Genomic DNA, 12,491 nt, shown 5'->3' with positions numbered 1-12,491 from the left:
GACTGGGTAGGATTCACCCATCGAATTCACAACCCTGACGGAGAGTCATCAATGCCTATCATCAACAGCCAAGTAAAACCGTTCAAAGCTACCGCGTTCAAAAACGGCGACTTCGTACAAGTCTCGGACGCTGACCTGAAAGGCAAATGGTCCGTAGTGTTCTTCTACCCGGCCGACTTCACTTTCGTTTGCCCAACCGAACTCGAAGACCTGGCTGACAACTACGCCGCCTTCCAGAAACTGGGCGTAGAGATCTACAGCGTTTCGACCGACACCCACTTTGCCCACGCTGCCTGGCACAACACTTCGCCAGCTATCGGCAAAATCGAATACACCATGATCGGCGACCCGACCCATGTCATTTCCCGCAACTTCGACGTGCTGATCGAAGAAGCTGGTCTGGCGGATCGTGGCACCTTCGTGATCAACCCTGAAGGCCAAATCAAAATCGTTGAACTGAACGATGGCGGCGTTGGCCGCGACGCTTCCGAGCTGCTGCGCAAAATCAAGGCTGCTCAGTACGTTGCTGCTCACCCAGGCGAAGTTTGCCCTGCCAAGTGGAAAGAAGGCGAGGCCACTCTGGCTCCGTCCCTGGACCTGGTCGGCAAGATCTAAGTCTGTGACACACGCAATACAGGGCGGAACTCCGCACCTACTCAAGTAAGCTGCACCGCCCAATAGAAAAGCCCGGGCGAGATTCGCTCGGGCTTTTTTTCGCCTCAAATAAAGTCAGGAGATCGCCCGTATGTTGGACGCCAATCTTAAAGCCCAGTTGAAATCGTACCTGGAACGGGTCACCCAGCCGATCGAGATCGTTGCCTCACTCGACGACGGTGCGAAATCCCGTGAAATGCTTGACCTGCTGAAAGACGTTGCCAGTCTTTCGCATCAGATTACCTTGATCGACAGCGGTGACGATGCACGCAAACCGTCCTTCTCGATCAATCGCCCCGGTGCCGACATCAGCCTGCGTTTCGCCGGCATACCGATGGGCCATGAATTCACTTCGCTGGTGCTGGCCCTGCTGCAAGTCGGCGGACACCCTTCGAAGGCCAGTGTCGAAGTGATCGAACAGATCCGCTCGCTCAAGGGTGAGTTCAACTTCGAGACTTACTTCTCGCTGTCCTGCCAGAACTGCCCGGATGTCGTTCAGGCGCTGAACCTGATGGCCGTGCTGAACCCGAACATCCGCCACGTCGCCATCGACGGCGCGCTGTTCCAGGACGAAGTCAACGATCGCAAGATCATGGCTGTACCAAGCATTTACCTGAACGGCGAAAACTTCGGCCAGGGCCGTATGGGCCTGGAAGAAATCCTCGCCAAACTCGACACCGGCGCCATCGAGCGTCAGGCCGAGAAAATCAGCGCCAAGCAAGCCTTTGATGTGCTGGTGGTCGGCGGTGGGCCGGCCGGCGCTTCGGCGGCGATTTATGCCGCACGTAAAGGTATTCGCACCGGTGTTGCAGCCGAGCGCTTCGGCGGTCAGGTACTGGACACCATGGCCATCGAAAACTTCATTTCCGTTCAGGAAACCGAAGGCCCGAAACTGGCGACCGCGCTGGAAGAACACGTCAAGCAGTACGACGTCGACATCATGAACCTGCAACGCGCCGACAAGTTGATCCCGGGCAAGAATGGCGAGCTGCATGAAGTCCGCTTCGCCAGTGGCGCGACCCTTAAGGCCAAGAGCGTGATTCTGGCGACCGGCGCGCGGTGGCGCGAAATGAACGTGCCGGGCGAGCAGGAATACCGCAACAAGGGTGTAGCGTATTGCCCGCATTGCGACGGCCCGCTGTTCAAAGGCAAGCGTGTGGCGGTGATTGGCGGCGGTAACTCCGGTGTTGAGGCAGCGATCGATCTGGCCGGTATCGTGTCACACGTAACTTTGCTGGAGTTCGACGTTCAGTTGCGCGCCGACGCCGTATTGCAACGCAAGCTGCACAGCCTGCCTAACGTCACCGTGATCACCAGTGCGCTGACCACCGAGGTCACCGGCGATGGCCAGAAGGTCAACGGCCTGCGCTACAAGGATCGCAATACCGAAGAGCTGCACACCGTCGAACTGGAAGGGATTTTCGTGCAGATTGGTCTGCTGCCCAACACTGATTGGCTCAAGGGCACCATCGAGTTGTCGCCGCGCGGCGAGATCATCGTCGACAACCGCGGTGAAACCTCGATCCCCGGCATCTTTGCCGCCGGTGACGTAACCACCGTGCCGTACAAGCAGATCGTGATTGCGGTGGGCGAGGGCGCCAAGGCTTCGCTTAGCGCTTTCGATCACCTGATCCGCACTTCGGCTCCGGCATAAATCCCGGGCCTGAAAAAGAAAAACCCCATCAGTGATGATGGGGTTTTTTCTTTGCGGGGTGCTTTCTACCCAGACTCAGCTTTACAGCGGCGCTGGCTGGATGATTTCGACCCAATAACCATCCGGATCCTTGATGAACGCCAGGCTCTTCATGCGGCCATCGGTCAGGCGCTTCTGGAAATCGCAGCCCAGCTCTTCAAAGCGTGCGCAAGCGGCAACGATATCCGGTACCGAAATGCAGATGTGGCCGAAACCGCGCGGGTCGGTGTTGCCATTGTGGTAGGCGAAGTCGGCGTCGTTCTCGGTGCCGTGGTTGTGGGTCAGCTCAAGAATGCCGGGAATCGACTTCATCCACTCAGTGCGCGCAGCGGCGTCGGCCGGGATCTGCGATTTGTCGACGAGGGCGAGGAAGTACAGGCTGAATTCCGCTTCCGGGAAGTCACGCTTTTCTACCAGCGAGAAACCCAGTACGCGGGTGTAGAAATCCAGCGATTTGGTGATGTCTTTGACGCGCAGCATGGTGTGGTTGAACACGAAGTTGCGGGTTGCGCTGTCTGGGGTGACGGTGACGCCAGGGAAGGTGTTCAGTTCTTGCAGGCTCATGGGCCCTCCGTAACAAATTGGGGCGAGTGAATGGGCGCAATGATACGCATGCCTGGCAGCATCGCCAAACCGAAAGCGTGGGCTTGCCCTGCGAGCGGGCGGGGCTCAGACTTTACGACTCAATCCGCGAGTGCCTCTGGTAATGATCCGACCGTTCAAATCGCTGTTCGTTTTCCTGGGTTTTTCCCTGCTGGCGCTACCGGCCTTTGCCGAGGCGCCGAGCATCACCTGGCCCGCCGGCTGGGAAGTCGAGGCGTTGCCTGAAACATCCCCGGACGTCTCCCGTCAGCGCGGGGTGAAGACTGACGCCGATGGCAATCAGGTGATGGTGATGGAGTTGACGATGACCCGTGTGGAAAGTGGTCATCAGGTCAACTTGCAGGGCGTGTTGCTGGAGATACGCAAGTCGGTGCAGAAAGACTTTTTCCAGAGCGGTTATCAGAGTGTCTGCAACAAGGTTCACGCGACTACGCTGGGCTCGCTTGCGGCACTTGAGACCACTTGTACCGTGACTGAAAACGGCCGTCACGTGCTGTCGCAAACATTGGTTGCAGCGGTGGAGGCGAATAAGGCTTACGTACTTTCGTATGCCGGGCAGGCAGAGGTTTATAAGGCCAGCGGCGATGACATAGTGGCGGCACGAAACAGCTTGAAATTCTAATCGCCTGTTCGTGGTCAGCGTGATGTTAGATACCCGAACTGATTAAGCATAAAGTTATTGCCGGGAAATGAGGCAACATTCGGAAGCATAGTTTCAGTGCGGAACGGGTTTGAGACTTAACTTTTCTGCCAGAAAAGTCGTTGTATTTGTTAAATATTGTCCAAAAAAAAGCCCTGCATATGCAGGGCTTTCATGTTTGCGAGGGATTAACTGCGCAACCAGGAATCAACGGTGGCTGCACCGTATTGTTCCTTCCAGGCCTTCAGGCCGCGGTGGTTGCCGCCCTTGGTCTCGATCAGCTCGCCGGTGTGCGGGTTCTGATAGACCTTGACCACGCGAGCGCGGCGGGTTTTAGGTGCGGCGGTCGATTGCAGACCGGATTTCGCCGGGTTCGGATCGAGAATGGCGATGATGTCTTTCAGGCCTTTGCCGTAGGTTTTCATCAGCCCCTGGAGCTTTTCTTCGAATTCGATTTCTTTCTTGAGCCCGGCATCGTTCTTCAGCGATTCAAGCTGCTTGAGCTGTTCCTGAAGGGCTTTTTCAGCTGCACGAAATTCAGCGAGTCTGGACAATATCTTTACTCCAATAGTGTGTTTGGCTGAAACCAACCGCAAACAAAGCTATAAGCCAAGAGCCTTGAAGCGACTCGGTGATAATGGCTCACCTGCCAATCTTGCAACAGGTAAGAAAAATTGTAGTAGTTAATGCGGCAAGAGTAAATCCTGACTTTTTCTTCATGTAACAACAACGCTGTTTTGTATCAATTTGGTGCGAGCTGTCGGCGAGTCAGGATTTATGCTGCCAAGTTAATGATGAGTTAATGCATCGATGAAGTCTGCAGCCGGCATCGGTTTGCCGAACAGGTAGCCCTGCAGAAAGTTGACATGGTGGGCGGCCAGATAATCACACTGGGCTTGTGTCTCTACACCTTCGGCCACGATGCCCAGATCCAGTTTGGTGGAAAGCTCGATGATGCTGTCCAGAATGTGCCGGGAGAGGGCATCTTTATCGATCATCGCGACAAATGTCTGGTCGATCTTGAGGAAGTCGACATTGAACGTTCTCAAGTAGCCAAGGCTTGAATGACCGGTGCCAAAGTCATCAATCGCGATCTTTACACCCATCGCACGCAGTTGCTCGAACAGCTGGTGGGTGATCTCGGACGGCTCGATCAGCTCGCGTTCTGTCAGCTCCAGGACCAGGCTGATGCTGCCCGGCTGGAAAGCTGACAAAAATTCACGGCAATCCTCAACCAGCTCCAGATCCTGGCAGTGGCTGGCGGTGATGTTTATGCCAATGTGGAACGGCGCGGTAAAGGTCGACGAAAGCGGCCCCAACAGGACAGCGGTCTGCTGCATCAAGGCGCGGGTCATTGGCACGATAAGCCCGGAGTGTTCGGCAAACGGGATGAACAGGTCCGGACGTACCAGCCCCTCCTTGGGATGGTTCCAGCGCATCAGCACTTCCGTGCCCGACCACTGTTTACTGTCGCCATGCACCACCGGCTGAAAGTAGGGAATAAACTCTCCCGCCTCCAGAGCTCGCAGCATTTCATGGCTGGGCGATGTGGAGCGCTTCTGCAAGATGTAGCCGATCGCTGCCGATACCGCACCGAAGAACATCAGCAGGCTGAACAGCGGCGGGTATTCATCTTTCATGTAGCGCCAGGTTTCGCCTTCCGGAAACGCGGCGGTGACCGAGAATGCATAGTGCGGCGAGTGCAAGGTACTTTGCGCCACCGGCAACGCGGGCAGTGCGCCTTGATGCACTTTGCCGTCGGCCGAGAGCCAGTTGTTGCCGACTTGCAGTAACAACAATGTGTGCCGGCCGATCAGACGCAGGATGTTGCTCAGGTGATAGCCGTCCAGCGTGGTCAGTGCGCCTGCGCGCCCTTCGCTCAGACGATATACCAGCAACGCAGTATCGGGCGTGACCGGGTTGCCGTTCATGAGCCACAACTTGCCCTGGGTGTAGTCGCCCGGATTGACGACTTCCTTGAAGTCGCCAAACAGCGAACTGCAATAGAGATTGTCGTCCCATACCAGATTGGTCGAGCGCACAAACGGGCGTCGGGTGACTTGTTCGCGCAAGGCCAGTTTTACAGTCTCGCAGGTCTGGCCGGCCAGCGGCAGCAACTCCCGGGCGGCGAGGGCGGTATTGTCGAGCATCAGTTCGAACTGCCGCAGGGCTTCATCGGCGGTGTGTTGCGAACTCTGCTGAAGGGCGCGCCCGGCCTGCATATAAAGAATCACGCTGCCGAGTACGATCGGCAGCAGGCCACACAGCAACGTCACGATAATCCGGGTGCTGCGCTTGCGGCGGGGCCTGACGGTCAGTGGCATGGGCGCATCCTGTCGCAATGGAGTGGGGCACTTGATGGCAGGCGAAGCGTGCGCGCAACTCCCGTGATCTGAGCCCATGATAGATGGTCAATGACACCTGCGCTGCTCAACGGTAATCCAGCCGTGTTGCCAATTGAATGAATGCCAGCGTGGCGGGTGACGCCTGGCGCTGATCCAGCACCGCCAGGCCCACCTGCCGGTTGACTGCGGGGGACAGCGGTCGCTTGACATAGCGTGGCGCGGAATCGAAAGGCAACGAACCTTCGGCCACCACGGTCATGGCATCGCCTCGTCCGACCGTGTCGAGAGTGCTGAGCAGTTGCGAGCAGCGATAGCGGATGTTCGGGCTCAACCGCGCGGTGTTGAACAGGCGCGAAACCAGCTCCGATGAACCGGCCTCGGTCAGCACGAACGGGTCGCTGCAAAGGTCTTTGAGGCTTACTGATTCAAGCTCCGCCAACGGGTGACCGAGCGGGAGCAGGGCGACCATCTGATCTTCAATCAGGGCAAACGTGTCGAAGCGCTCTTCTGGCAGCACTACAAAACCGATGTCGATCCGCCGCTCCTCCAGCCACTGGATGACTTGCCGATCCGGGCCTTCATCAATGTGCACTTCGATCCCCGGATGCGCCTCGCGATAGCGCTGAAGAATCTTCGGTAGCAACTTGATCGAGGACGTCGGCCCGAAAGAACCAATGCGCAAGGTGCCGCGTTTCATGCCGCGCGCATCCGCGGCCTCCTGACGCAACGTATTGGCCAGCCCGAGCATCGCCCGCGCGCGCAGCAGCAATTGCTCGCCGATGTCGCTCAGTTCAACTTGCGACTGATGCCGGCGCAGCAGTTCGACGCCCAGTTCCTGTTCCAGCGATTTCAAGGCGTGGGACACCGCCGACTGGGAAATTCCCAAACGATGGGCAGCGAGAGTGAAGCCGCGCAGTTCGGCCACCATCGAGAAGACTTCGAGTTGGGTCAGGGTCATGAGTAAAGACTCATTTTACGATGATGAGGAATCGATCGAATGATACGTCATCCGCCAGTCTCATCATTGGGAACGTTATGAGTTGTCATGAACCTGTTCGTCCGGCCGCTTCGGACGTGCCCGTCTATTTGAACCTGGCCCTGGTCACCATGATATGGGGCGGAACGTGGGTGGCCGGGCGTTTTCTGGCCGGTAGCCTGAGTCCGGTGTTTGCTGCCAGCCTGCGGTTTTTGCTGGCCAGCGTGGCATTGCTCGGGTTTCTGCGACTGGCGCGGATTGCGCTGGCGCGGCCCACGCCGAGGCAATGGCTGCAACTAGTGCTGCTGGGGTTCTTCGGGATCTTCTTTTACAACCTGTGCTTCTTTTACGGGCTGCAATACATCAACGCTTCTCGTGCCTCATTGATCGTGGCGCTGAACCCGGCGGTCATTGGTCTCGCGTCCTGGCTGCTGTACAGAGAGCGGCTGAGCCGGTTGAAAGTGACCGGAATTGCGATCTGCATCAGCGGGGCGGCTGTGGTGATCGTCAGTCGCAACCCGCAGCTGTTGAGCGAAACGCCGGACGCGTGGATTGGCGATCTGCTGATCCTCGGCTGCGTTTTGAGCTGGGGCGTCTATTCGCTGTTCTCACGCAGCCTCAATCAGAGCATCGGCCCGGTGCAGACCGTGACCTTTTCGATTTTACTGGGCACCCTGATGTTGTGGGCGCTGGCCCTGAGCCGGGGCGAAGTGGACGTTGCGGCCCTGGCCGCGCTTGGCCCGCGTCAATGGCTGAGCCTGGTCTATCTGGGCGTACTCGGTTCTGCGCTGGCCTACATCGGTTACTACGATGGCATCCGTAAAATCGGCGCCACACGCTCCGGCGTGTTCATTGCTCTCAATCCGCTGACCGCCGTGCTGGCCGGTGCAATCGTGCTGGGTGAACAGCTGACGCTGGCCATGTGCCTGGGCGGTGTGCTGATTCTGGCGGGTATCTGGCTGTGCAACAAACCCCTTGCACCGACCCGAAAAAAGCGGATTTTATAGAGAGGGCAGACAACCCTATTTACGCTGTGTAGAATCGGGTTACGCATACAATAATAATCGTCTTCTGGCAGCAGAAGCCTCGCCCGCAAGAGCCTTGGGTCGACAATGAAGATATTCGGGTTTCAACTGATCTACGGTGACTTCCTCGCCCGCAGTGTGCGTGGCATCTCCTGTGCGCCACCCACCGGCCTCAGCATTACTGACAAATAACTCTGGTTAATTGATAAGAATGATGAGGCGCCAACCATGGCAGATTTATACGAAAACCCAATGGGCCTGATGGGCTTCGAGTTCATCGAGTTCGCAGCGCCGACGCCTGGCACTCTGGAGCCGATCTTCGAGATCATGGGCTTCACCAAGGTCGCGACCCACCGTTCCAAGAACGTGCACCTGTATCGCCAGGGCGCGATCAATCTGATCCTCAACAACGAACCGCACAGCGTCGCCTCGTACTTCGCGGCCGAGCACGGCCCGTCGGTGTGCGGCATGGCGTTCCGGGTCAAGGATTCGCAGAAAGCCTACAAACGCGCACTGGAACTCGGCGCTCAGCCGATCCACATCGAAACCGGCCCGATGGAACTGAACCTGCCGGCGATCAAAGGCATCGGCGGCGCGCCGCTGTACCTGATCGACCGTTTCGGCGAAGGCAGCTCCATCTATGACATCGACTTCGTGTTCCTCGAAGGCGTTGACCGCAACCCGGTCGGTGCCGGCCTGAAGATCATCGATCACCTGACCCACAACGTGTATCGCGGTCGCATGGCCTACTGGGCGAACTTCTACGAGAAGCTGTTCAACTTCCGCGAGATCCGTTACTTCGACATCAAGGGCGAATACACCGGCCTGACTTCGAAAGCGATGACCGCGCCGGACGGCATGATCCGCATCCCGCTCAACGAAGAATCGTCGAAGGGCGCCGGGCAGATCGAAGAGTTCCTGATGCAGTTCAACGGCGAAGGCATCCAGCACGTGGCGTTCCTCACCGACGACCTGGTCAAGACCTGGGATCAGTTGAAGAAAATCGGCATGCGCTTCATGACCGCGCCGCCGGACACCTACTACGAAATGCTCGAAGGCCGCCTGCCGAACCACGGCGAACCGGTGGATCAGTTGCAATCGCGCGGCATCCTGCTCGATGGCGCATCAGACAAGGACGACAAGCGTCTGCTGCTGCAGATCTTCTCGGAAACCCTGATGGGCCCGGTGTTCTTCGAATTCATCCAGCGCAAGGGCGATGATGGTTTCGGCGAAGGTAACTTCAAGGCACTGTTCGAATCGATCGAGCGTGACCAGGTGCGTCGCGGTGTACTCGCTACCGAGTAACCCGTATCAGATGTAAAAAAGCCCGGCCTGCAATTGCAGGCCGGGCTTTTTATTGCTCGTCTTACGGGCGCCGCTGGCGCATCAGATGCTTGAACCCTTCAAATACCAGCACCACCACAGCCAGCCAGATCGGAATGTAAGTCAACCATTCGCCGGGTTTGATGCTCTCGCCCAGCAGCAGCGCCACACCCAGCAGCAACACCGGTTCAACGTAACTCAACAAGCCGAACAGGCTGAACGGCAAAAGGCGACTGGCAATGATGTACACCACCAGCGCCGATGCACTGATCAGGCCGAGCAGCGGAATCAGCCACGTCAGCGCCGGGTACTGATCGAACACGCCGAAACCCTGTTCGCCGCCGCGCACAAACCAGTACGCCACCGGCAGCATCAAAGTCATGTCGACCCACAGGCCGCCGAGGTTGTCGGTCTTGAGGTATTTGCGCAGCACGAAGTACAACGGGTAACCGACGACCACCACCAGCGTCGCCCAGGAAAATCCGCCCACCTGATACAGCTCGTTCAACACGCCGAGGCTGGCAAAGAACACCGCGACTTTTTGCAGGTACGACAGGCTCTCGCCATAAGCGATGCGCCCGGTCAGCACCATGGCCAGCGGCAGGAGGAAGTAGCCCAGTGACACATCGAGGCTGTAACCATTGAGCGGCGCCCACATGAACAGCCACAACTGCACGCCCAGCAACGCAGACGACAGGATCAACCCGCCGGTCAGCTTCGGCAGCGCAGGGATCCGGCGCAGCAGGTCCAGCACCCGCCGCCATTCGCCGGACAACAACATGAACAGGGTCATGCAGGGCACGGTCAGCAGCATCCGCCAACCGAAGATTTCCACGCCGCTCAACGGGGTGAGCAGCGAGGTGTAGTAATACATGACGGCAAACAGCGTCGAGGCTGTTACCGAGAGAGCGATACCTTTAGACAAACTGTCCTCGCGGGGTAATGGTCAAACGGGGTGCGCAGGATACGTGGTTTTTGTGCTGAATATTGGGCAGATGCTCAATATTTGCCACACATGAAACAGCCCATAGACATTCGCCTGCTCGCGAAGCTTTCAACCTTGCCGCGGAGCCCGTCCGGAGGCAGAAATCATCACTGCCCAACTTGCAAGGGATTACCAAAGTTCATGAGATACATCTCGCCAAACTTGTAAGAGGCGTAATCGGTGATGTGCCCAATGTCACGATAGACCGGAAAACCGTCGACCGTGCTCATGCACGCATCACCTGTGCATTGCACGGTTTTCGGGTCAATGACGATTAACCCGGGGTATTCAGCCTTCAGTTCATTAAAAAGTGTTTCCAGCGCTGGTTCTTTGCTACCGGACCATGGCATAGCAGCGCAGAGGCTGCCTTGCTCGACGCTGCCCATCAGCCCACGCAACTTGACCTGGCGCAGCAGGCACGCGTTGATACCAGGTGGCATGGGCAGCGTGTTCTCCAGAAACACCGGGATAGCGCCTGATGCGACGATAATATCCAGGGCTTCCCGGATTGCTACGCCAAAGCGTTGTCGGGACAGTTCCAGGCTGTGAGGATCATCGCGTTTGGTGACGATGTCACCGTTCAAATAAGCCTCCCAGAACTGGCCCACAATCACATACTTGAAATGCTTGTTCGCAATCATCTCGTAATAGCGTTGAGCGGCGTCGTGGCATTTTTCAAACAACGCGTTCTTGTATTTTTTCTCGTCGTACTGGTAGATCCCGGGCAATGCCAGGCACGCCGGGTAAGCCTGTGCGAGTACAGCAAGATTGGCATCCCTGGCCAGCGTTTCAACAAAACCCCAGTAGTGATTCGAAAACGAATCGCCCATCAGAAATACTTGTGGCGCCGTGTGATCGGCGCCGAATATGCAGCCTGGATCGGCACCATCGCTGACACCAAGACATCCTTCCCGAGCAACTGGCACAGAGGCTTTCAAATCGTTGAGCATGTTGCTGTAGCCCTGATTGAAGCGGCCCGGCCAGCCCTCGTGCCTGACACTGGCAGAGTGCAGCAGCGACAGGCCGATAGCGGGCAAAATCATCAGTACCACGAGCGTTTTGCCAAAGCCAAATCGTGCCTTGCGGAACTTGTTTTCAATCAGCACATAAGAGAGCCAGGCCGTGATGAAAGTGCAAACGAAGTAAATGATCGTCATCGACGGGGTTAGCGCGATTCCCATGTAATTCATCACCGCCAGGATCGGCCAGTGCCATAGATACAAGGAGTACGAGAGTGTGCCGATAAACACTATGGGTCTGGCCGCGAGCAGCTTGGCGAAAATGCTTGCATCACCAATCCCCTGGTACAGCAAAGCTGCAGTAGCGAGACATACGGCAATGGCATGGTATTGCGGGAATCCCGGCAAGATATCGTCCCGGGTAGCGCAATAGATGATCGTGACCAGCGAAAGTGCACAGACCACAGAGGCGCTCAGGCGATTGAGCCGGAACTTGTCCGTACTGAAGATGACCGCACAAGAGCCGATCATCAATTCGAAAATCCGCGCAGCGAAGAAATAGTAGTTTTTCTCAGGAGTGGCGTAAGACAGGTACAGCGCGAGCACCATTGCCGCCACGGTCAGGCCGAGCACCGCCGCTTTGAAAATAACTTTCGGCAGATAGCGGTTGAGCAGCCAGATGCCCGGGGGGAGTATCAGATACCACTGCCATTCGATGGCCAGAGACCAGGTGTGCAACAGCGGCAGGCTTGCTGCATCCGGTGTGGCGTAACCCGTGGTCACTTTGGAAAAGTACTGGTTGGAGATGATTAACGAGGTGTACTTTTCGCTTTTTAAAAAATCGACGTAATCATCGGGCAAATACAGTAGCGTCGTGAGCGTCAATGTGACGATCAATAACGCAATAACGGCCGGTTGTAGTCGCCAGATCCGGCGCGTGTAGAACCCCGAGAAAGTGAACGTGCCGTTGTGCAGCGACTTCATGATGATAGCGGTGGTCAAATAACCCGAAATCACGAAGAAGATATCGACGCCGATGAAACCGGACGGGAAAAGCGCCAGTTCGCCGTGGAAGATCAACACCAGTAGAACAGCGATGGCGCGAAGTCCGTCAATATCGGCCCGGTACGCAAGTGAGGGGCGGCGATCGCCGAAAGTTGCGGGCTCCATAGCGCAAGTGAGGGCGCGCAGATCTTTATCGCCCGTTAATTTGAACAGCAGCCCGCGCAGTGGCTTTCTGAGGAGCTCGGCGGAGCGATTGGACATGTGCTGATCCCTTGCAAATTCC

At 57.0% G+C, this 12,491-nt stretch carries 11 protein-coding genes; 5 read left to right on the top strand and 6 right to left on the bottom strand.

Features of this window, described 5'->3' with window-relative positions; all coding sequences use genetic code 11:
- The first annotated feature begins 51 nt into the window (after window positions 1-51).
- Both ahpC and ahpF read left to right on the top strand, forming a co-directional pair.
- Window positions 52-615 (top strand): alkyl hydroperoxide reductase subunit C, encoded by a 564-nt coding sequence (ahpC, locus tag I5961_RS14660; RefSeq protein ID WP_003224621.1) that lies wholly within the window; start codon window positions 52-54, stop codon window positions 613-615.
- Between the two features lie 130 nt (window positions 616-745).
- Complete coding sequence (ahpF, locus tag I5961_RS14655) at window positions 746-2,308, top strand: alkyl hydroperoxide reductase subunit F (RefSeq protein ID WP_085696020.1); 1,563 nt, start codon at window positions 746-748, stop codon at window positions 2,306-2,308.
- Window positions 2,309-2,389: 81 nt separating this feature from the next.
- Here ahpF and gloA read toward each other — a convergent pair whose 3' ends face one another.
- Window positions 2,390-2,911 carry a lactoylglutathione lyase gene (gene gloA, locus I5961_RS14650; protein ID WP_227232655.1) on the bottom strand — a complete coding sequence of 174 codons (522 nt, stop codon included), beginning with the start codon at window positions 2,909-2,911 and terminating at the stop codon, window positions 2,390-2,392.
- Window positions 2,912-3,053: 142 nt separating this feature from the next.
- Here gloA and I5961_RS14645 point away from each other — a divergent pair, with 142 nt between their 5' ends.
- Window positions 3,054-3,572 (top strand): DUF4946 domain-containing protein, encoded by a 519-nt coding sequence (locus I5961_RS14645; protein ID WP_227232654.1) that lies wholly within the window; start codon window positions 3,054-3,056, stop codon window positions 3,570-3,572.
- A gap of 206 nt (window positions 3,573-3,778) precedes the next feature.
- Here I5961_RS14645 and I5961_RS14640 read toward each other — a convergent pair whose 3' ends face one another.
- The 3 genes from I5961_RS14640 to I5961_RS14630 all read right to left on the bottom strand — a co-directional run bounded on the left by I5961_RS14640 (window position 3,779) and on the right by I5961_RS14630 (window position 6,893).
- Window positions 3,779-4,144: a histone-like nucleoid-structuring protein, MvaT/MvaU family gene (locus I5961_RS14640; RefSeq protein ID WP_085696023.1), complete on the bottom strand. Its 366-nt coding sequence runs from the start codon at window positions 4,142-4,144 to the stop codon at window positions 3,779-3,781.
- Between the two features lie 234 nt (window positions 4,145-4,378).
- Complete coding sequence (locus tag I5961_RS14635; RefSeq protein WP_085701995.1) at window positions 4,379-5,914, bottom strand: EAL domain-containing protein; 1,536 nt, start codon at window positions 5,912-5,914, stop codon at window positions 4,379-4,381.
- A 106-nt stretch (window positions 5,915-6,020) separates the two neighbouring features.
- Window positions 6,021-6,893, bottom strand: coding sequence for a LysR family transcriptional regulator (locus I5961_RS14630; RefSeq protein ID WP_227232653.1), 873 nt, complete (start codon window positions 6,891-6,893; stop codon window positions 6,021-6,023).
- Window positions 6,894-6,970: 77 nt separating this feature from the next.
- On the opposite strand from I5961_RS14630, the gene I5961_RS14625 reads away from it, so the two are divergent.
- Both I5961_RS14625 and hppD read left to right on the top strand, forming a co-directional pair.
- Window positions 6,971-7,918 carry a DMT family transporter gene (locus I5961_RS14625; RefSeq protein WP_227232652.1) on the top strand — a complete coding sequence of 316 codons (948 nt, stop codon included), beginning with the start codon at window positions 6,971-6,973 and terminating at the stop codon, window positions 7,916-7,918.
- Between the two features lie 246 nt (window positions 7,919-8,164).
- Complete coding sequence (gene hppD, locus I5961_RS14620; RefSeq protein ID WP_085686995.1) at window positions 8,165-9,241, top strand: 4-hydroxyphenylpyruvate dioxygenase; 1,077 nt, start codon at window positions 8,165-8,167, stop codon at window positions 9,239-9,241.
- A 61-nt stretch (window positions 9,242-9,302) separates the two neighbouring features.
- Here the strand turns inward: hppD and rarD are convergent, their stop codons facing one another.
- Together rarD and I5961_RS14610 are read right to left on the bottom strand one after the other, a co-directional pair.
- Window positions 9,303-10,184: an EamA family transporter RarD gene (gene rarD / locus I5961_RS14615; protein WP_085696028.1), complete on the bottom strand. Its 882-nt coding sequence runs from the start codon at window positions 10,182-10,184 to the stop codon at window positions 9,303-9,305.
- 167 nt (window positions 10,185-10,351) lie between these two features.
- Window positions 10,352-12,469, bottom strand: a complete 2,118-nt coding sequence (locus tag I5961_RS14610) for an acyltransferase family protein (protein WP_085701998.1) — start codon at window positions 12,467-12,469, stop codon at window positions 10,352-10,354.
- Window positions 12,470-12,491 lie beyond the last annotated feature (22 nt).

It is taken from the genome of Pseudomonas sp. IAC-BECa141 (assembly GCF_020544405.1).
In the GTDB taxonomy this organism is placed as follows: Bacteria; Pseudomonadota; Gammaproteobacteria; order Pseudomonadales; family Pseudomonadaceae; genus Aquipseudomonas.
The sequence above is the reverse complement of the archived record's forward strand: the minus strand, read 5'-3'. Positions and strand labels throughout refer to the sequence as shown.